This is a genomic window from Acetobacter orientalis (genome assembly GCF_000963965.1).
GTDB lineage: Bacteria > Pseudomonadota > Alphaproteobacteria > Acetobacterales > Acetobacteraceae > Acetobacter > Acetobacter orientalis.
Genome location: NZ_BAMX01000022.1, coordinates 20,855 through 41,404 on the forward strand (window position 1 = coordinate 20,855; position 20,550 = coordinate 41,404).

A 20,550-nucleotide genomic window follows, 5' to 3' on the forward strand; every position below is an offset into this window, starting at 1 on the left:
TCTTCCTTACTTGTGTTGGGGGTGGGGGGCTGATGTAGCCCCCATTGTTGTACCAAAGGCTAGTAAGTAGCTGAAAGATTGAATAAAAATGAGCGGCCGACGGCTGGTGTAACACGGTTTTGGAAAAGGTTACTGTAATTAAGTCTGTTTGCAAGATTATAACCATTCATAGCAACACGCCAATGTTTACCAAAATTGTGAGAAATCAGAGCATCAAAGTCTAGCGTAGCGGGAACGCGCGCTGTATTGGGCGCATCAAGCCAGACCCCTTCGCGCCATGTAATGCCACCACCAATAGTAAGGTTGTAAGGGGTTTTGGCGGCTATGGAGTAGGTGCTCCATAATGTAGCAGAGTTTTTGGGTACATATTGTATGCGTTTGCCGACATCAGCCGCAGTTTGGGAGCCTGTAACGCGACTATCATAGAACGCATAGGTGCCAATGATGCTCCAGTTTGATGTAATATTACCAGACGCACTTAGTTCTAAACCTTGGTTGCGTTGTTTGTCTGAGGAAGCCGAGATATCACCCGTTGAAGGATCTGTTATTGTAGAGTTGTTTTTTTCTAGCCTGAAAAGTGCGGTCGTGAAACCCATGCGGCCTTTGAAGGCGTTATATTTGGCACCCACTTCGTAAAGGCTGCTTCGCTCAGGTGCGTAGCCAGAGTTAGTTGTAAAAGGTGCGTTGCTGTTTGTTACATACAGGCTTGTTGGTGTGGTAGATTGCGCCCAGTTAAAATAGAGCATGAGGTCATCATTGGGGGTGTACATCAGGTTTACTGTTGGGTTTACTGTTGTTTCGTTTTGTTTAAAGTGTGTGTCTGGGGTTGTTTTAACACCCCCCGTTGCAGAATAGCTGCTGTACCACCTATCAAGACGAAAACCACCCTTGATGGCAAACCATTTTGCAAGCCAGATTTGATCGGATAGAAAGACCCCGATATCTGTGGCGCTACCATCTTTGTAGCATTTACGGCCTACACCATTAGGGATAGAGGCCAGACCATTGGGGTTGTCTGCACAATTAAGGCGCTCAAGACCGGGCACATACATAGAAGGGTTGGTAAGGCTGGTACCTTGGCGGGTTACGTTGTAGGGGTAGTTTTTTCGGTGGTCTTCTACGTGCTCAATATCAAAACCGCCAATGATTTCATGGCGAATAGTGCCTGTGTGGAAGTGTGCAACACTAGAGAAAACATTTTGGATAGACCAATCGTTTTGGCGGTAAGGGTTGGGGCCACCTAAGCCACCATTTCGGGTGGTTGTGGCGTTACTTGGGTTGCCAGAAAAATACGGTGTAACACAGTTTTTGGCTGCGCAATTGGGTTGCGAGGCTGAATAATACCGATGATAAATGCCCCCTTTTGTGTCATTAAAGAGGGTAAGCCACGGCGCTACTTTTGCTGTAAGGCGCCCACTGAGCATATCTGTGCTGACATCGTCTTGATCAAAAGTGGTGCCATACCAATTTTTTCTATTTATACCATATTCGGTAATGGGTTTACTGATGCTTGTGCCCGGTTTTTGGACAACCCACACACCATAGTCAGGAATGCGATTATCGTTCTGATGGAAATAATCAACCGTGTAAGATATTTTTTTATTAAACCCAAATGTTACTGAAGGGGCTATACCCCATCTGTGCGAGTAAATATAATTACGACCAACGGCATTATTTTCATTCCCCATTGCAGACAGACGCACCGCAATGCTGTCGCTTATCTGTCGGTTTATGTCTAATGTGCCACGGTAATAGTCACCCGAGCCGCCAGAAAAACTACCTTGGTATGAGTTGCCGGTATGGGGTGCTTTTGTAACAATATTAATGGCACCGCCTGTTGTGCCGTTACCAAATACTTCTGACGATGGGCCTTTAATAACAGAGACATGGTCGTAATAAAAACTATCGCGTGTATAGACACCAAAGTCTCTTAGGCCGTTTTCGTAGATGTCGTTTTGTGCCTGAAACCCGCGAATAAGAAACTGGTCACCAGACATTCCGCCTTCGCCTTCACCAACAGACGCGGTAATGCCGGGTACGTTACGGAGTGCTTCATCAAGCGATTTAACGTTTTGTTGCTCCATTAAGGCTTGGGGCACCACATTAATAGCTTGTGCAGTGTGCATAACATCTTGCGGCATGCGGCTTAAGCCAACAGATTCGTGCAAGATATTCATACGAGAACCAACGACGGTTAGGTGCTCTTCGTTGGTAATAGCTTTACTGGGGTCAAGTTTGGGGCCGTTGAGCAGTTGCGCGTGTGCGCTCTCGTTCTGTGTTGTCTGCGCGGGTGAGGGTGGGGCTGTTTTTTCCCTTTTATGGGGTGTAGGTTTTTTGCTGGTTTTATCATGGTCTGGGGCGGCATGTGCGCTTTGTATGCCCGCACAAGCAAGTGCAAGGCCCGCGACAAGACCAGTTGACCCTATTTTCCGACGTGCCGGAATGTCGCTCATTTTTAGTGTCCTTGGTGGTGTAAATATGCCTTCTTAACATCACAATCGATAGTTATTCGCAATTGCAATAATGATGTGGGGATATTATACTTAGGTATTATTGATAGAGAAAAATTGCTTTTTTGGTCTATATGAAATTTTATACTCTGATAATTTATGTATAATAATCAATTAGAAGTTTGAATTAAGTGAGAGTATTTTCCGGCTTTCTGGTTGGGGCGTACAATGAGGATGCTGATGAGGCATTTGTCTCTTTTGTTTATAGTGCTTTTATCACTGTCTATTTTTTGCTTTACGTTGCTACCACCAAGGCATGACGCATTTAGCGTCTTGTATGTTATTGTCATTTTTCTGGTGTCTCAAGCAGCGTCTCGGCATGTTATCAAGCTTATAGCTTGTTTATGTATTGGTTTGAGTGTTTTTTCTTTTTCTTTAGTGCATAGAGATGACATTGTGCACGGCCCATATACACGCTTAGCCTTGAGCATTTTTGCTATTTTATTGGTTACTCTTCTTGCATTGCGTAACCAACGTATTACTGAAGCTCTTGCAAAGCAAAAGCGTATTCTGGCGCATGCTGACCGTATGCTTACATTGGGCTACCTTTCAGCATCTATTGCGCATGAAATTAACCAACCACTTACAGCAATCAGAACATATGCACATTCTGGCGTAAGGTGGTTAAAGAAAACGGAGCCCGACCTTACTGAGGCTTTGCACTGTTTTGGCTCTATAGAAAAAAACTCTCAAAGGGCGGAGAGTATTATTGGTAATATTAAGAACCTTGCTCAAAAAAAATCAGGCATACCAGAGCAAATTTCTGTTCACCAAATTATTCAAGAAAGTTGCGATATTTTAAAGAATGAAATAAGCAATAAGAAAATAAACGTGATTTTCAACCCTTCCGGACAGGATATTCAGTTTTGTGCTGTTAGAATAGAAATTCAGCAGATTTTCATTAATATTTTAATGAACGCTATTCAGGCATTTAAGGAGAGCATACCTAACAATTTCATTCATATTCGCGTGTATGATATGACCGATCGAGAGAATTTTTTTGCAATTCATGTTGTTGATAATGCAATGGGATTTATAGAAGCAACACCGGAAAATATTTTTGATGCATTTTTTAGCACAAAGCAAAACGGCATGGGGTTGGGTTTGACAATTTGTAAGGGGATAATTGAAGCTCATGGGGGTAGGCTTATTGCTGAACATAATAAGCTCAAAGGTGCAAAATTTATAATACAGTTGCCAAAACATGTTTCATAAAATACCCAAAGAGCAAAATCTTATTGTTATTCTTGATGATGATAAAGATGTTCAATTTTCATTAGATAGTTTGCTGCGGAGTGTTGGTTTTACAACATTTATTTTTTCAAGCACAGACGAATTTTTAACCACGCCTTTGCCGCCGCAAGCCTGTTGTATGCTGCTTGATGTGAAATTAGGTAACGTAAATGGTTTAGATTTTTTAGAAGAGATGGCGCAGCGTGGCCTAACCTTGCCGGTTATTATTATTACGGGCCATGGGGATATTCCAATGGCTGTGCGGGGTATTAAAAGTGGGGCAACAGATTTTCTTTCTAAACCATATAAAGATACGGTTTTGCTTAATGCGATTGCAGATTCACTTGAAAAATGGCGAAATAATCAAGAATCCCAAGAAAAGAAAAAACAAGCGACTGATTATTACGCGACGTTAAGCCAACGAGAAAAAGAAGTGATGGAATGCATTATTTCAGGTTTGATGAATAAACAAATTGCAGATCGGTTAGGTATTAGCCTTATTACTGTTAAAATACATAGGGCGCATATTATGAAAAAAATGCATGCACAATCTTTGGCAGATTTAGTAAGAATGAGTGAGTATCTTAATTTACATAATAAAGAAATATCTCGATATAAAAATAAATAACATGAACAAAACTATTTCTCTTTTACAAACAGTTTTGCTCATGTTCGGTCACTAGTTCTGATGAATATAAAATTCTACTGGCACGGTGAGTGTTAGGGGGTCTCCCGCTACGCTCTCTGGCGGCACAGGGAGTGGCTGTGCGCGTTTAGGAAGTGCTAGGGCTTCTGTATCCAGCAAAGTATGGCCAGAGCTATGGGCAAGTTTGACCCAAAGCACATGGCCTTGGCGGTTCATGGCAAAGGTAAGCGTGGGCACGCCTTCTTGGTGGTCTGCCATGGCCTCTGCTGGGTAGCGCTTAAATTTTTCAAGCTGGGCGAGAAGCGCGCTTTGCCATGTTGCAGGAGCCTGTGAGGACGATTGAGAAGAAGAGGCGCTGGCACTAGGGGCTGCTTGTGTTTGTGCCGGTGGTGCTTCTGTTGCGGGTGGGGCCGTTGTGGTGTTTGCTGGTGGTGTTTTGTCTGGAACTGGCTTGTTTAAAGTTACTGTCGTTTTATGCAGCTTTGTAAGTTTACGCGGCTTTTCAGGCTTTGGTACAGGCACTGGTGGGTTAGGAGCGGGTGAGGGGGGGGCGGTAATTTTAGGTGGGTCTACCGGTGTGGTATCGGGCACAGAAAGCGTTTGCTGCGGGCCTAGGGGTACATTTGTGGGCGGTGCTGGCGGGGAAACGGGAGCAGGTGCCATATCGATAGCAATGGCTGCTGGTGCTTCCGGTGCGGGTAGAGCAGTAGGCGTTAAGTGGGTTGCACCCCATAAAACAACCCCGCTTACACTCACAACGGCTAAAAGCGCGCAACTCCAGCGGCGTGTTTCTTCTCGCTGGGCTTTTTGTATTTGGCTTTTGTACCAAGCAGAAAAAGACGGTGCGGGGTTGTTCTGGTTGTGCATGGCAGTAGGGGTCACGGGGTGGTACCGTTTATGGCAGAAGGCGTTACTATGCCTGTAGCGCTCCCTTGCTCCTGCCCTTGTAAATTAACGAGCGCTACTTTGAGGTAGCCTGCGCTGCGCAGTTTATCCATAACGCTCATGAGCGTGCCATACTCGACTGTTTTGTCAGCCCGCAGAAAAATACGCTGTTCTTTGTCGTCTTTGGTGGCTGTGGCCAATGCCGTGGGAAGTGTTTCGAGAGAGATATTGTCCTCTCCCAAGGCAAGGTCATGGTCAGCTTTTACGGTTAGAAACACGGGGTTATCTGGCCGGGGGGCTGGCTTTTCGCTGGAAGAAGGCAGGTCAACGGGCACATTGACGGTGGTGAGTGGTGCAGTCACCATAAAGATAACCAGCAGCACCAACATGACATCAATAAAGGGTGTTACGTTAATTTCGCTGGCTTCGTGCAGCGTTTCGTCTGTGTGGCGAATACGGATCATATAAGTTTATTCCCCTGCCATGCGGGGGGTATCAAAGCGTACAATTTGCCCGCTGGCGGCGTGTTTGGCGGTGAGCGCTTGAGCGCGCCCTAAGTCGCGCGAGACAAGCCGCATAACAAGAGAGGTAAGGTCTGCCACCTGTGCGCGGCATGCCGCTGTTTGGCGGCCAAGGTGGTTATAAATAACCACTGCGGGAATAGCGGCCACAAGCCCCAGTGCTGTAGCCAAAAGAGCTTCTGCAATACCGGGTGCAACAACAGCTAGGCTGGTTGCTTTACTAGCGGCAATGCCGGTGAATGAGGTCATGATACCCCACACCGTACCAAAAAGCCCAATAAAGGGAGAGGTTGCCCCAACAGTCGCTAACAGGCCAGTGCCCCGCATAAGCCTACGGCCTTCTGCCGCTTCTAAGCGCTCAAGGTGGAGCACAATGCGCTCTTTTAACCCTTCGCTATCATCTGGGATATCGCGAGAGCGTTCGCGCTCAACCTCTGCTGCCATAACCAAGGTATGTGCAACGCGGCTTTGGCGCGTATCGTGCTCGCCTGTATCTAGGCTGTTGGCGGTTTCTAAAGAGTGTTCGGCCAAGTGTAGGGTGCGCCGCACCTTAAAGAGTTCAACAGATTTGGCGATAAAAATTGTCCATGTCAGCAGGCTTGCTACGGCAAGGAGCATCATAACGCAGCGTACCACTGGCCCCGCATGCAAAAACATATCCCACGGAGAAAATGAGAGCGCAGAAGGGGGAAGGGGTGGCATGTGCTGTGGTTCTCCTGAGTGTTTTACTGGGGCGTGCATAGGCACGGTGTAGCTATAAAGGCCTGCAACGGGCCGCTTATATATGCAAATAAGACTCGTTCTCAAGATAAAAGAGTGTGAGGCACCGGTACGGGGCTAAAAGCTACGGGTAAGCGGTAGTTTAGAGGCTCAAGCTGTGTTCAGAACGCAACAGGGTGGGGGAGTTTATAAGAATGACTCGCATTTATTTGTTGCGAACGATACGCAATATCATAATAAGAGCACGGTTTATCGATACGCTGAATAACACATATTGGGTGTCTTACGCCCAAGTAGGAGATAATAATGGAACAGTGTACGCGTCAGCTCTCTCCTAAAATGCGCCTTGGGGCTGCCGTGGCCTTGAGCTTATCTGCCAGTTTAGGCTGGGCAGAAAGCGAGGCCGAGGCGCAAGAGACAAATCTTGAGCCTGCGCAAACGGATAGCACAATTAAACTCTCAGCTGTTAAAGTGCGTGGTGAAAACAAGCGGGAAAACGAAATTCCCAACACGAACGCAACACTGTTGGATATTGGGCGTATGCCTACCTCTGTGCGTGATACGCCACAGGTTATTAATGTTGTTCCTCAAGAAATTATTAAACAACAACGTCTTTATACACTCGATCAGGCCCTTGCTAACGTGCCTGGTATTACGCTTTCAACGGGTGAAGGGCGTGGCGGGCTGAATGGTGACCAGTTTCGTATTAGGGGGCAGCAGGCCCGTGGCGATGTGTATACCGATGGTTTGAAAGATTTTGGCACATATACCCGAGACATTTTTGATATTGAAAATGTTGAGGTAATTAAAGGCCCTGCGGGCGAATATTTTGGCGCGGCTAATTTGGGCGGCCTTATTAATGAAACATTGAAAAAAGCCCATGACGGCACATCGTATAATTACGACCAAGCTTTTGGTAGCGCGAGCATGTACCGCGGGCAAGGTGATGTAAATTACCAGTTTACCAAAAATGTGGCGTTGCGCCTTAACGGTATGTATAACCGTGCTGGCGTTGCTGGCCGAGACTATGTTTATTCAAACCGTTATGGTGCCTCGGCAGATTTGGGTGTTGGGCTGCATGGTAAGACAACATGGCACTTAAACTGGCGGTGGCTGCATACCGATAGTATTCCAGACTACGGGGTGGGTATGATCAAGCTGCCCAACGGCACATATAAACCCATAACCAGTGCAGGGCTCGACCGGAGCACAACATATGCTAGAGAGGCCGACCGGGATAATTCTGATATCCATAGCCTGACATCATCTCTTAAATCGAAAATTTCTTCATGGTTTACTTTTAGTAATAACACGCGTTTTACGCGGTATGAGCGCAATTATGCCTCTACTACGCCCGCAGCATGCAGCACACCGGCTTGTGTCAGCTCGTTTATGGCTGGGGGCAACCCTACTCTTTCTTATGGAGCCATGGGCGGCACGGCGTATCTTTCTAAAGGGATAGGTGTTGAAAACGTGATGATGGGTGATGCCCGCTTTACCACCTTCCAGATTAAGCATGACCTCAAATTTGGGGTGGATGTAAACTACCAAGATGAAGACCGGTATATGGGCACATGGTTTGGCCGGGTAAATGACCAAACTATTCGTAACACGTCTCATTCTTCTAAAGGGGCTTATGTAACATTTCCTAAATCCAACAAAGCGAACTCAGACCAACGCGATGTTGGGCTGTTTTTGTCTGACCATATTCAGTTGACTAAAGAGCTTGCTTTGTTTGGTTCTGTGCGGTGGGATGCTTTCCAATCTACTTTTGCGGGCTACCAGCTTTCACCGGTATTAGTGCCGCGGCAAAAACAGAATGCCGACCGTTGGAGCCCATCTGGCAGCATTATGTATACCCCTTTAAAAAACTCGTCTTTTTACTTCACCTTCTCACGTTCGTATAAGCCTATTGGTACAGATGTTTCTTCTCAGGTTACAATTCTGGCAAGCGATACACCGCAAAATGGTGCAGACTTTAAACCGCAGCGGAGTGACCTGTTTGAATTTGGTAACAAGACAGACTTTTTACAGAAGCGTTTGGGCCTAGGAGTTGCGTTTTTTCAGATTAACCAAAACAATTCTTATTACTACGACGAAAATGGAGATGTTGTTTCCGGCTTTAGTGACTCAGGCGTTGGGCTGCGCACCCGTGGTGTAGAATTAAACCTGACAGGTAAAATTACAAAAAATTGGGATATTTATGGTGCATATTCTTGGATGGATGGAAAAATTCGGAATAGCACGCAGTATCGTGGTAAAGAGGCACCGGGGGTTTCTCATAATAATTTCTCGGTATGGACATCTTACGACCTGACAGATTACTTGTTTAAGCCAGAAAGCGGGCATTTGAAAATTGCCGGTGGGGCGCAATATGCCTCTGCTTATTGGTCAAACGGAGATTTTAGTAACACGGCGCGTATTCCGTATCAGTTCTCTCTTAACGGCATGGTATCATGGGAGGCCAAAAATTACCGTATTTCGTTTAATGCCAATAATATTACAGACCATTTAAATTATGCGTCTTCGTTTAGCACAAGCCGTGCTGTGCCGGGGCCCGGGCGCTCCTTTATTGGTAACGTTGGTTTAACATTTTAATGAGCACAAAAGAACTGGTGGGGGCGTTGCCTCCCACCAGTCACACGCTGCTAGATACAGTGCATGTGCACCTGCTTATTGGCCAAATACAGCTGAATAACGGAAACGCAGCCGGGGCCTTTAACCTGTTTGCTTTGGCGGCACAAAGTGGCCAACCTCAAGCCCTTAACATGCTTGGCCGGGCGTATGAGCAAGGCTGGGGTGTTAAGCGTAGTGCAGCACATGCTGTGTTGTATTTTCAAAGTGCGGCAGAACAAGATTATGGGTGGGCTTATTTCAATTTGGCAGACCTCTACCTTGCAGGAGACGGCGTGCCGCAAGATACAGAAAAAGCCTTTACCTATTATGTGCAGGCTGCGCGTAAAGGCGTGAGTAAAGCCCTCAATATGCTTGGTACATTGCATGAAAATGGTAGTATTGCCGGGCAGGCCGACCTAGAAAAAGCCTGCCAATATTTTAAAGCCGGAGCAGAGGCAGGAGATTGCTGGGCCGCATTTAATATGGGCCGTATTTTGTATACACACCAAAAATATGACCAAGCAGCACAGTGGTTTGAGTATTCTCTACCTTTAGGGTTTATGGCCTATTGGCAGGCTCTAAAAATGTTTTTGCTTGAGCATGATGGGCTCTTTTTAAAAGAAGTGTACCAAAAAACGATACAATTGTGCGAGCCCCAAACCTAAAGTGCGAGTTAGGTTAAAGGGGGGGGCTGGCACAGGCTAAACACTTTAGCACGCCTTTGTTCTAGGGGTATGGGTGGCTTACTTTAGGCCGTTGCTATCATGGCAGGTAGTGCTGCTTATGGCGGGATATTATTGACCGACCTTGCACTAAAGCGTCTTATTGAGCGGGGACACGCTGAACCTGCCTCTATGTTTATTTTCAAACCGTCAGCGTTAGAAAACGCTATTAAAAGCAATTTGGGGTGAAATATCAAAACCGGTATTATGCCCTGCAAAATAGGTTGAAACCCCAGCGATAACACCAAAACGGGGTGACCAGTTATATTCAAGCGCTGGGGCTATTTGCCAATCTCCTGATGAAGAGGAAATGGTGTTGATTTTTTGCCCCACAGCATTGGTGCCGTGTATATGGGCACCGTTTGACCAGTCTCGTGCAAGGTCGAGTGCCAGAACCCATTTTTGGTTTATGCCAAATTCTAACGAAAAGCCGCTTTGGCCATACATACCGGGCTGTGCCCGCCCCCTAAAGCCTGCGGTTGTGCCATAGCTGGTAGTATCGTGCAGGTGGGCAGTCGTCACTGCGCGGCGCAAAGTGCTCCACATACGCAAGCGTAATTCGTGCTGGCCGGGTAGGGTGTAGGTAGATTGTTCTGTTAACGCGAGCCGAAACGTATAAGCCCCGGCCCCTACGCCATCTTGCGCGCGGCCAAGTTTGTTATAATCACCAGTTGGAAAAGCCATGCCAGCAAAAATGCTGAGTGCCGGTATATAACGTTTGGGGTCAGCATCAAGGTAGCGCCACATGAGGTCTATGGGCAGGTCTGCAAATTTAAGACCACTGCTGGTGCCATGCCCGCGCTCCCACCTGTAGCTGATGGCGGGTGTGGCTTGCAGGCTAATGGAATCTGTTAGTGAGTATTTATACAATGTAAAATTGGTTACGGCTTTTTGCCGGGGGTGCTGGGGCCCAAAGCTGCCGTTACTATTAAGGTAACCAACTGGCTGGCTGTAGGTCATGTAGGGTTCCCATGCCAAAATGCCTTTTTGGGTCATGGCGCCGGAGGGAGAAACAAGAGAGCCTGTGTACCATTGTGGTTTGCTCTCTCCGGGTGCTTGTGACCCGCCAGCGTTGCTATTGTCTGTGCCAGCAGCCTGTGTTGGTTGAGTAAACAGAACAAGACCGCAAAAACCGAAAAAAACTGCCGTTGGCAAACAAATAACAGGCGCAAAAAGAGCACGCATTTACTCAAAGCTCGTCTAGTTAGTGGTGTGCGCGTGGCAGCATTGAATGCACGACGGCGCACATAAGAAACAAAATGCGGCCTAGCGTTGTACAAGGCCATGCCGCGCGTAGCGCGCAACCTAGTGTGTAAGCACAGGGCAGTAAAGGAATAGTATGGCAGCCTGCAACGCATAGCATTGTGCGCACTATCATGTTGATAAAAATATAAAAAATACGTGAGTGGTGCAAAATAGACCACGGGTACCCTCCTGCATGTAGGCACAGGTGCGTATTTGAGGGTGAGTATGTTTTTTTAGAACAATGCATAAGATTGTAGGAATTTGAGAGCAAGAACGCCTATGCTCTGGGCCTTCTTGTTTCTCATGCAATAAATGGTGCTTACAGCGTGATACGTCTTGTTACTCTAGCACATAAGTGGGTAGGCGGGGTGTGTGGCCTGCTTCTTGCTATTTTGGGGTTGTCTGGTGCTTTGTTGGTTTACAAAGATAACTGGACACTGGTTGCCCATAAAAACGACCCTTTTGTTATGCGTAGCCTTACGCAACAGCAGGTGGTTGCGCAGGCCATGCACAGTAAAGGCCCCCCGGCGCAAATGGTGGCGTTTGCCTCTCCCGAGTTAACGGTGCACCGCATTGCCTATGCCAATGGGCGTGGCGCCTATCTTGACCAGCAAGGCCGCACGGTAGCCGCATGGTCGAGCGAGTGGGCGCGGCCAGAACTGTGGCTTGTATCTCTTCATCGCTATTTATTTGCCCGCCCAGCGGGCGAAACATGGGTGGGCAGTGCCGGTGTGGTGGGCCTGTTTTTGGTTGTGTCGGGCATTATAAGCTGGTGGCGTAACCGCAAAACGTTTGAAGCACGCTTATGGCCCAAACGTTTTAGCCGGGCTGCGTTAATTCGTTACCACAAAGACAGTGGTATTCTTATAACGCCTGTTTTGGTGGTGTCTTTGGTTACGGGTGTGGCCATGGCTTTTAAGCCTGTTGCAAACGTTTTGTTGGGGCCGGGTAGTGCTGCTGCAATCTCTCAGGCCCTTAAACCGCCAGCATACCCTGCTGTACCTGTGGCCAAAAATCTTGATTGGCCAAAAATTGTGCAAGAAGCAGGAGATAGATTTCCGCAGGCGCAGTTCAGAAGCATAGCCTTACCGCGTAAAGGGAGTGGCCTTATTACCGTAAGGCTGCGCCAGCCTGCCGAGTGGCTGCCTAATGGCCGTACAATGGTATGGTTCGCCGCAGATACGGGGCAGCTTGTTGGGGCGCGTGATGCCACGCAGGCCCGTGCACAGGCACAGGCCTTTAACATGATTTTTCCGGTGCATACCGGCAAAATGGCGGGGGCTTTGCACCAGCTTATAATGGCGCTGTCTGGGCTCGTTTTATGTGTGCTTGGTCTGTTTTCATGCTGGACATTCTGGTTTGCAGGCGGCGTGCGGGGTAAAGTGAAACGCACCATACCTCAAGGTATCGAGTCAAAAAGTGTCTAGTAGGGTTGCGGGTGCTTGAAGCTTATGATGCAGCCGCGCTGTTATGGCATTGCGGCTGCAAAGCTTACTTGTCGTGTTAGAGCCGTGGCAGGTCAGTGGCACTCAATTTTTACATGATGCTAAAACGCCATTTCAAAAATTCCTTCTATTTTTGGGGTCTGCTTGGGGCCGTTTAAGAGAAGAGCTTTGCAGTTTTGCAAGCAAAAAATGGCGGAAGTGTCTTGCTTGCCAGAGCAAAGCTGGCTTGAATTGACATCAATTAGGCGGCCCCATAAAAATAGCGGTAACGGTTCTCTTTGCGTAAGAGAGATTAAAAGGGAACGAAGTGCGAGTGGTAACCCCCATTCAAGGCTTCGGCTGTCCCCGCAACTGTAAGTGGTATGTTTTTGCTCTACTGACTATCTTGTTCAGGCCACTGGGGGTGCAAACTTCTGGGAAGGTGAGGCAAAAAATTTGAGCCACAAGCCAGGAGACCTGCCGTTATATGTGGTTGCAACCGGGAACTGTTGGGCGGGGTGTCCTGATGGTGTGTGGTGTTATGCATAAGCTTTAAATGGCTGTGCGTAATGGCGCGCTCTCGTGGCAACGGTAAAGTAACCGCGAGATTGCCCCCTTATGTCTTTTTTTCGGACTGCTCTTATAAATTCTAGTATTTTTGTAAGTGTAATGCCTTTAACTGCGTGGGCCAGTGGTGTCCCGCTTAGGCAGGCTCAGTTGCCCAACACGGCACAAACCGTTGCGCAGCAAGAGAGAAAGCCCGCACTTGTTCCTCAGACCGTTAAGTCTGAGCAGCAAGAGCTTATAAGTGTAAGTGCAACGCGCCGACCTGTCTCGGTTGATGATATTGGCACGAGCATAACCATTGTGACTGAAAAGCAAATTCAGACCCAGCAGCGGCGTAGCCTGAGCGACATTTTGGTGCGCCAACCGGGTATGAATGTCGTGCAAACGGGTGGGCCGGGCGGCACAACCTCTATTTTTATGCGTGGCAATAATGCTAACGAGGTAAAAGTGCGCCTTGATGGCATGGATATTAACGACGGTAGCTCTACCAGCGGTATGTTTGACGCCAGCCAGTTTACAACCGATGGCATGGGCAGAATAGAAATTTTGCGTGGCCCCCAAAGTGGCTTGTACGGTGCAGATGCCATGGCAGGCGTTATTGATATAACGACCACCCAAGGGCAGGGGCAGTTTAAACCCTTTGTACGTATTGAAGGGGGGAGTTATGGCACCTTTAACCAAGCGTTTGGTGCGCGCGGTAGTAAAGGCCGCTTTCATTATAATGTAGAATTATCGCACTACCGTATGGATGGTTTTAATAATATTCCGGCCTACATAAAAGACTATTACAATGCCACCCACAGCCAAAGGCATGAAGGTAACCGGAATGACAACCGTAGTGCGAATATTCGTTTAGGCTATGACGTTACACATAATTTTGACCTTGGCCTAACAGCACGCCTGCTCCAGTCGAATTACCACACTTACTCGTTGTATGATTTACAAAGCGAAAACGCCTACGGGGATTCTGGCGTGCGTGAGCAAAGCACAAAAAACCAAGCAATTGTGCGAGGTACGGCGCATCTTGTGTCGTTTCAGGGGGTGTTGGACCAAGTGCTGGGGCTTGGCTACATGACCAACCGTAACCGCTGGACAGAGGCTGGCATACAGCCAGGCGGCAGTGCTTTGAACCCAGACCCAGATTATTACCGCTCTAGCCGTTTAAAAATAGACTGGCATGGTACTTTCAATTTGCACAAATACGGGCAGTTTTTAATTGGTGCAGAACATTTGCATGACACGTTTAATACAAGCCACACAGCGTCTAGCATGTGGGACAGTGGGTATAATACCTCTACCAGTATGGATACAACAGCAGGGTATGGGCAGTACCAAGGAAACTGGAACCACATACTGTATGGGGCTGCCAATATTCGCTACGATGCAAACTCACGTTATGGCAATCATGTTACGTGGCGTGTGGCTCCGGCTCTTCATGTGCCGGGCACGGGCACTATTCTTAAAGCCAGTGCTGGTTCGGGTTTTCATGGGCCATCTTTGTACCAGTTATTTGCGAACCAAGTTGGGGCAGGCTACAGCGAGAAAGGGAATGCCGCGCTAAAGGCCGAGCAATTAATTGGGTATGATGCAGGTATTGAGCAAAAACTATTACAAGATACCCTCAAATTTGGGGCTACGTGGTATGACAACCGGGTTAAAAACCTTATACAGTCATCGGTCTCTATAGATTCCAGCTATAACTATAATTATTCCTACGCAAATGTTGCCAAGGCGCGCATGTATGGTGTTGAGGCATTTGCAAATTGGAAAGCCCTTAAAACACTTGAGTTTGCCCTAAGTTATACATGGACACATGGGCGCGATGAAACCAGCCATATTCAGCTCCAACGCCGCCCGCAGCATAAGCTTAATTTTAATACAACATGGACACCAATTGAGAACCTGACGCTTTCTGGCAATATTCTCTACACCAGTGGCTGGCGTGACCTTAAGCCACTTAATGCCCAAAACTGCGTAGTAAGCAGTATATGTGGTAAAGGGCATGGGTATTTTACAATTGATGTTGCCGCACATTATAAAATTAACCGCTACCTATCTGTTTTTGCACGGGCTGATAACTTGCTCAACAGACAATACGAAAACCCCATTGGTTACCTACAACCCGGCAGGGCAGGGTATGGTGGCTTTACAGTGAGCTATTAATGATAAAGCGCAGTTTACGGGCCTGTATTATTGCTTTTGGGGCGTGCGCTGTGGTGGGGCAGGCCTATGCACTGCCCCGTGTGGCGTCATTAAACCTATGCACAGACCAACTGCTTTTAGAACTCGCTCAACCAGAGCAAATCGTAGGGCTAACACCGCTGGCGCGTGATTGCTGGAGTGCCGTGTTGTGCGAGCAAGCCCAACAGGCCCCAGTTATGCGCCCCACAGCAGAAAATATTGTAGCCCTACACCCCGATGTTGTGTTGGGTGGGGTGTATACTGCGGCTGTTGCCATGCAGGCCGCGCGGGAAAGTGGTGCACAGGTGCTGGCCATACCGCCCGCCAAGTCTTTGGCCGACATACCTGTCCAAATTATGCAGGTCGCTACAGCCATAGGCGTGCCAGAGCGTGGGCATGCTTTGGTGCAAGCGTTTGAGCGCCGCCTAGCAGCCCTTACCCAACCCCGTAGCCAAACAGACCCAACGGCAGCAGTATATGCCGCCAATGGGTTTGTAACGCATGCAGGCACATTGCCAGATGACGTGTTGGCTCATGCAGGGTTTAGAAATTATTCGACCATAATAGGGCAGCATAGGTCTGCTCATTTCCCGATGGAGGTCTTAATTGCCCACCCACCAGATTTGTTAATTCTTGACCGGTCTGGGCGGGGCAACTCGCTTGCTCAGTCATTGCTTGACCACCCGGCGCTGCAAGAGGCTTTTGCGGGCAAGCGGCATCTTAACATACCTGCACGGTTATGGTTGTGCGGTTTACCCCAAACACTAGACAGCATTGCGTTGCTTAAAGCCGCACACAGAGCTGAAAACGGGCCAGAAAGGCAAATACCATGACACCGGCAGGTAAAGTGTTTTGGCTTAATACGGTCTTGCTTGTGGCTATTGTTATGCTGTTTGTAGCGTCTTTGGTCTGGGGGGAGAGCCACCTTATGGTGGCTGATACTATACACGACATGTTGGTTGGCCACCGGAGCGCTGGGGTCATTATTGTTGAGCAACTCCGTTTGCCGCGTGCTGTGCTGGCTCTGGTGGTTGGTGGGGTGCTGGGCCTAGTTGGCGCTGCATTGCAGGGCTATTTACGCAACCCTTTGGCAGACCCCGGTATTTTGGGGGTTTCGGGCGGGGCGGCGTTGGGGGCGGTCTGTGCCTTTTATACCGGGCTTATGCAGGTGAGTGTGGCGGCCTTACCATTGGGTGGGCTTGTTGGTGCACTGTGTGCGGTTGTGCTGCTTATGGGGCTTGTAGGGCGGGGTGGCACGTTGGTGTTGCTGTTAGCGGGTGCGGCATTAAGCAGTTTTGCCGCAGCGCTTACCGCTTTAGTGCTTAATTTGGTGCCTAGCCCCTATGCATCTTACGAAATTATGCACTGGCTTATGGGGTCTTTAACCGATCGTGCCTTTACGCATGTTCTGGTTTGCTTGCCCGGTGCTGTGTGCGGTGCCCTGCTTATGTTTTCTGTAGCCCGTGCATTAGATGCCCTAACCTTGGGGGAAGATGTGGCTACAAGTTTAGGGTTTAGCTTATGGGGCGCGCGTGGGGTACAAACGCGCCTTGTTTTAGGGGCAGCTTTGGCTGTTGGCTCCTGCGTTGCGGTTTCGGGCGCTATAGGGTTTGTGGGGCTTGTGGTGCCGCATGTATTGCGCCCGCTTACGGGGTATCAACCCTCGCGTTTATTATTGCCCTCCTTTTTAGGCGGCAGTGTATTGCTGCTTGCGGCGGATATGGTAGTGCGTTTGGTACCAACTGGGCCAGAGTTACATTTAGGGGTGTTAACAGCTCTTATTGGTGCGCCTGTGTTTTTTGCACGCGTTGTTATGCTTAAAAGGTCTGAACCATGAGTATATTGCGCGTGCAAGATGTTGGGCTGTCGCGCAATGGGCATAAGGTGGTTAATGCGGCCAGCCTTACTTTGCCTAAAGGCCGCGTGGTAGGGCTTGTGGGGCCAAATGGGGCGGGTAAAACTACGCTGTTGCGTATAATGGCAGGGCTGCAAAAGCCAGAGTGTGGGCATGTCTGGCTTGGTGGGCAAGACATGGCGCAGCTTAGCCCGCTACAGCGGGCACGCCAGCTTGCTTTTTTACCGCAAGAGGCTGAAAAACCGTCTCTTATGCCGCTAAGGGCCGTGGTAGCTTTAGGGCGCTTGCCGCACGGCCAAACACATGCGCAAGCGGCTAACCACCCCACGGTAACCCACGCCATAGAGGCGACAGGCTTGCAGGCGTTGCAGCAGCGCCCGGCACGGTATTTATCGGGTGGGGAGCGTGCGCGCATGGCCTTAGCCCGTGCTTTAGCGACAGACACCCCGTGTATTTTAGCTGATGAACCTGTTGCCGCCTTAGACCCTGCCCATGCTTTAGGCGTAATGCATTTGTTTGCAAACTTAGCGCACCAGCACGGTAAAACTATTTTGGTTGTGCTGCATGATTTATCCCTTGCCACGCGCTTTTGTGACGAACTGGTTGTGATGCGTGATGGCGCTATTGTAACGCAAGGCCCAGCTGGCACCGTGCTAGATGATACATAATGCGCACAGTGTACCAGGTGTACGCCAAGCGGGTGGAGGCTGCGGTTATACCGTGGTCTTTGTGTTAGGCCGCACTTACGGGGCTGAGCTGCCAAATGTTTGGTGGGCAACCTTAAACAGGGTTTCGCGTAGCCAGCGGTGTACGGGGTCTGTATCACGCCGGGGGTGCCACGCCTGAAAGGCTTCAATATTTGGGAGAGAAAACGGAAAATCAAACGCAGTCAGGCCCAAGGCTTTGCTTGAAATATGGTCTATGACAAGGCCGGGTAGGGGCAGCACAAAGTCTGTGGTTTTCATGTTTTCAATCATGCAATGGTAATTAGGCACCACCATAACAATACTGCGTGTTAAGCCGTACTGGTTGCGCAATACCCAGTCTATTGGCCCTTGCGCCCGCCCCCGGCGTGAGACGCTAATATAGTCGTATTGCACCATGCTTTCTGGCGTAATGGGGTGGGCCAGAATAGGGTGGTTTTTGCGTATTAGCCCCCGCATGCGGTCGCGCAGTATGGTTTGGCGGCGTATTTCGGGCTTCATAAGCTCGGTGGCGCCTATATAGAGGTCAATACCACCATCTCGTAGGGGGTCGGAGGCTGCTGCATCTAGCTCTGGGGCCCAAATAACTTCGCATTGTGGGCACTCTTTTCGTAGGGCCAACAAAAGGGGTACGGCCAGCACAGCAACAATCAGGTCATTGGCACGGATAGTGAAAGAGGGTTTTAAATGAGCAAGGTTTGCTAATGCTCGTGTTTCTCTTAATCCGTCTGCTGTGCGTACAAGGTCTTGTACGCTGGCCAGAATACCTTTGGCAAAAACAGAGGCACTCATACTACGGCCAGACTGCACCAGAATGGGGTCTGCAAAGGCAATGCGGAGTTTGGCAAGGTGCCTGCTCATGGCTGGCTCGCTCACTTTAAGGCGGCGCGCAGCAAGAGAGACACTTTCCTCCTCTACCAGCACTTGCAAATAACGCAGAAGGTCTAGATCGTATCCTTTCATCCCTCCAGAAATAGACGTTACATTGTGGAATGACCAGAAATAATCATTCCGGAAATCGAAATCGTTACCTATCATAAATGGGGGTTGTGGCAGGCCAGTAGCGGCGCTCAATTACGGGCATGAATACTGCCGCACCTGCACAAGGGGCGCATGGGCCTGTTATTCATGCCGCACCGCCCATGCCGTCTTATATTCCGCCTTTTGGCCTGCGCACTGTTATTGGCTGCCTTGGCATGCTGTTGGCGGTACATGTTGCAGGCTTTAATGAGCACGTAACCGAAATTGGCCTGTCTGACATTAGAGGAGCCATGCATATTGGCCACGATGAAGGGACGTGGCTTATTGCAATTTACGAGGCCTTTAATATTGCCGCCATGGCGTTTACGCCTTGGTTTTACATGACCTTTTCTATCTACCGTTTTTCTATTTTCATGACAGCCATTCTGGCCCTGCTCTCCATTCCGGCACCGTTTATGCCTGATGTTACATCACTTTGCATTTTAAGAGCTTTTCAGGGCTTGGCCGGAGGGTGCCTGCCGCCAGTGCTCATGACCGTTATGTTAAAATACCTGCCAGCGCCTATTCGGGTTTTTGGTATTGGTGGCTATGCCATGAGCGCCACTTTTGGCCCCAACCTTGGGTTGCCATTAGAGGCCTTTTGGTTTGAGCATGTAGGCTGGCACTGGCTGTATTGGGAAATTGTACCGACCGCTGCCATCGCTATTGCCATGATGGCCTATGGCCTACCCAAAGACCCTATGCATTTTGAGCGGTTTGAAAAGTTTAACTGGTTTGGCCTGTTGGTTGGCCTACCTGCCATTTGCTCTTTGGTAATTGTGCTGTACCAAGGTGACAGGCTGGACTGGTTTCGCTCAGAAACTATTACCAACCTAACCTTTTGGGGTGGGGCCGCTTTTATTGTATTTGTTATTAACGAGGCGTTTCACCCAAGCCCGTATTTTAAAATACAATATTGGCGCTCGCGTAATATTCAGGCTGCCTTGTTGTCTTTGGTTGGTATTTTGGCAATTTGCTCCATTATGGGCGAAATTCCAGCTACCTATCTTGAGGCTGTGCGGGGGTATAGGCCCATACAGGCAGCCCCAGTTTCTTTGGTGGTAGCGCTGCCCCAGCTTATTATGCTGCCGCTTATTGCAGCCTTGTGTAACAGCCGTAAGGTAGATTGCCGTTGGGTGCTGGCAATTGGCATGGCGTGCCTTGCAATATCAGCTTTTTTGGGCACATGGCTAACTGTAGACTGGGTGCGTGACAATTTTTACCTGCTACAAATTTTGCAGGTTTTTGGCCAACCCATGACCGTTATTCCAACCCTTATGTTGGCCACAATGGCTATGGGGCCAGCCGATGGGCCGTTTATTTCTGGCATGGTTAACATGCTTAAAGGGCTGGCCAATGCCGTAGCGTTTGCGTTGTTTTCAGCCTTTATGCGCAGGCGTGAGCAATACCACTCCGCCATGTTGCTAGACCACCATGGCACGCACCAATTGGCGTTACAGGGTATGGGCAACCCTATTGTGCAACAGCTTAACCCGACATCACCCGACAGTGGGCATGTAGCCCGTAACGCACTGCAAGTTTTGCATACTTACGTGCGGGAGCAGTCTTTGGTGCTGGCGCTGAACGATCTGTATTTTGTGCTTATCTGGGTGTGCTGTGGCTATGCCGTTCTCAACCTTATTTTGCCGCATAGGGTGTACCCACCCCGTGCGCCTACCCCCCAAACTCCTGCTCGATAAT

15 protein-coding genes, 1 pseudogene and 1 riboswitch are annotated in these 20,550 nt (G+C 48.9%); of the genes and pseudogenes, 10 read left to right on the forward strand and 6 right to left on the reverse strand.

The features are described 5' to 3' along the window. Positions 1 to 59: 59 nt before the first annotated feature. On the reverse strand, positions 60 to 2,453 hold the full coding sequence (locus Abor_RS08715; protein WP_048841486.1) for a TonB-dependent receptor: 2,394 nt from the start codon (positions 2,451 to 2,453) through the stop codon (positions 60 to 62). Positions 2,454 to 2,690: 237 nt separating this feature from the next. Between Abor_RS08715 and Abor_RS08720 the strand changes: the two genes are divergently transcribed. Beyond that, positions 2,691 to 3,725, forward strand: a complete 1,035-nt coding sequence (locus Abor_RS08720; RefSeq protein ID WP_048841487.1) for a sensor histidine kinase — start codon at positions 2,691 to 2,693, stop codon at positions 3,723 to 3,725. Further along, positions 3,715 to 4,371, forward strand: a complete 657-nt coding sequence (locus Abor_RS08725) for a response regulator transcription factor (protein WP_084594455.1) — start codon at positions 3,715 to 3,717, stop codon at positions 4,369 to 4,371. The genes Abor_RS08720 and Abor_RS08725 overlap by 11 nt, the downstream gene beginning before the upstream one ends. Positions 4,372 to 4,422: 51 nt before the next feature. Here Abor_RS08725 and Abor_RS08730 read toward each other — a convergent pair whose 3' ends face one another. Genes Abor_RS08730 through exbB form a run of 3 tightly spaced genes read right to left on the reverse strand, consistent with a single transcriptional unit; the run spans position 4,423 to position 6,497 of the window. Next, positions 4,423 to 5,256 (reverse strand): energy transducer TonB family protein, encoded by an 834-nt coding sequence (locus Abor_RS08730; RefSeq protein WP_048841566.1) that lies wholly within the window; start codon positions 5,254 to 5,256, stop codon positions 4,423 to 4,425. An 11-nt stretch (positions 5,257 to 5,267) separates the two neighbouring features. After that, positions 5,268 to 5,738: a TonB system transport protein ExbD gene (gene exbD, locus Abor_RS08735; protein ID WP_048841488.1), complete on the reverse strand. Its 471-nt coding sequence runs from the start codon at positions 5,736 to 5,738 to the stop codon at positions 5,268 to 5,270. A gap of 6 nt (positions 5,739 to 5,744) precedes the next feature. Beyond that, complete coding sequence (gene exbB / locus Abor_RS08740; RefSeq protein WP_048841489.1) at positions 5,745 to 6,497, reverse strand: tonB-system energizer ExbB; 753 nt, start codon at positions 6,495 to 6,497, stop codon at positions 5,745 to 5,747. A gap of 324 nt (positions 6,498 to 6,821) precedes the next feature. Here exbB and Abor_RS08745 point away from each other — a divergent pair, with 324 nt between their 5' ends. Both Abor_RS08745 and Abor_RS08750 read left to right on the forward strand, forming a co-directional pair. Further along, positions 6,822 to 9,113, forward strand: coding sequence for a TonB-dependent receptor (locus Abor_RS08745; protein WP_048841490.1), 2,292 nt, complete (start codon positions 6,822 to 6,824; stop codon positions 9,111 to 9,113). Beyond that, on the forward strand, positions 9,113 to 9,796 hold the full coding sequence (locus Abor_RS08750) for a tetratricopeptide repeat protein (RefSeq protein WP_052946406.1): 684 nt from the start codon (positions 9,113 to 9,115) through the stop codon (positions 9,794 to 9,796). Before Abor_RS08745 ends, Abor_RS08750 begins: the two co-directional genes overlap by 1 nt. 213 nt (positions 9,797 to 10,009) lie before the next feature. Here the strand turns inward: Abor_RS08750 and Abor_RS08755 are convergent, their stop codons facing one another. Beyond that, on the reverse strand, positions 10,010 to 11,038 hold the full coding sequence (locus Abor_RS08755; RefSeq protein WP_244877884.1) for a hypothetical protein: 1,029 nt from the start codon (positions 11,036 to 11,038) through the stop codon (positions 10,010 to 10,012). Between the two features lie 386 nt (positions 11,039 to 11,424). Here Abor_RS08755 and Abor_RS08760 point away from each other — a divergent pair, with 386 nt between their 5' ends. The 5 genes and pseudogenes from Abor_RS08760 (at position 11,425) to Abor_RS08780 (ending at position 17,861) form a co-directional block, all read left to right on the forward strand. Beyond that, a complete protein-coding gene (locus Abor_RS08760; protein ID WP_232015023.1) occupies positions 11,425 to 12,525 on the forward strand; it encodes a PepSY-associated TM helix domain-containing protein in 1,101 nt (366 codons plus the stop codon). A 270-nt stretch (positions 12,526 to 12,795) separates the two neighbouring features. Beyond that, positions 12,796 to 13,021: riboswitch (cobalamin riboswitch) on the forward strand. Positions 13,022 to 13,191: 170 nt separating this feature from the next. Further along, positions 13,192 to 15,252, forward strand: coding sequence for a TonB-dependent receptor plug domain-containing protein (locus tag Abor_RS08765; protein WP_371861270.1), 2,061 nt, complete (start codon positions 13,192 to 13,194; stop codon positions 15,250 to 15,252). Beyond that, complete coding sequence (locus Abor_RS08770) at positions 15,252 to 16,103, forward strand: ABC transporter substrate-binding protein (protein WP_048841494.1); 852 nt, start codon at positions 15,252 to 15,254, stop codon at positions 16,101 to 16,103. Before Abor_RS08765 ends, Abor_RS08770 begins: the two co-directional genes overlap by 1 nt. Beyond that, entirely contained in the window at positions 16,100 to 17,107 is a 1,008-nt protein-coding gene (locus Abor_RS08775) for a FecCD family ABC transporter permease (protein ID WP_048841495.1), read from the forward strand. Before Abor_RS08770 ends, Abor_RS08775 begins: the two co-directional genes overlap by 4 nt. Continuing rightward, a pseudogene (locus Abor_RS08780) lies at positions 17,104 to 17,861 on the forward strand (ABC transporter ATP-binding protein). The gene Abor_RS08775 and the pseudogene Abor_RS08780 overlap by 4 nt, the downstream one beginning before the upstream one ends. A 7-nt stretch (positions 17,862 to 17,868) precedes the next feature. Here the strand turns inward: Abor_RS08780 and Abor_RS08785 are convergent. Further along, on the reverse strand, positions 17,869 to 18,792 hold the full coding sequence (locus tag Abor_RS08785) for a LysR family transcriptional regulator (protein WP_048841496.1): 924 nt from the start codon (positions 18,790 to 18,792) through the stop codon (positions 17,869 to 17,871). Positions 18,793 to 18,911: 119 nt separating this feature from the next. On the opposite strand from Abor_RS08785, the gene Abor_RS08790 reads away from it, so the two are divergent. Beyond that, positions 18,912 to 20,549 carry an MFS transporter gene (locus Abor_RS08790; RefSeq protein WP_048841497.1) on the forward strand — a complete coding sequence of 546 codons (1,638 nt, stop codon included), beginning with the start codon at positions 18,912 to 18,914 and terminating at the stop codon, positions 20,547 to 20,549. Position 20,550: the final 1 nt, after the last annotated feature.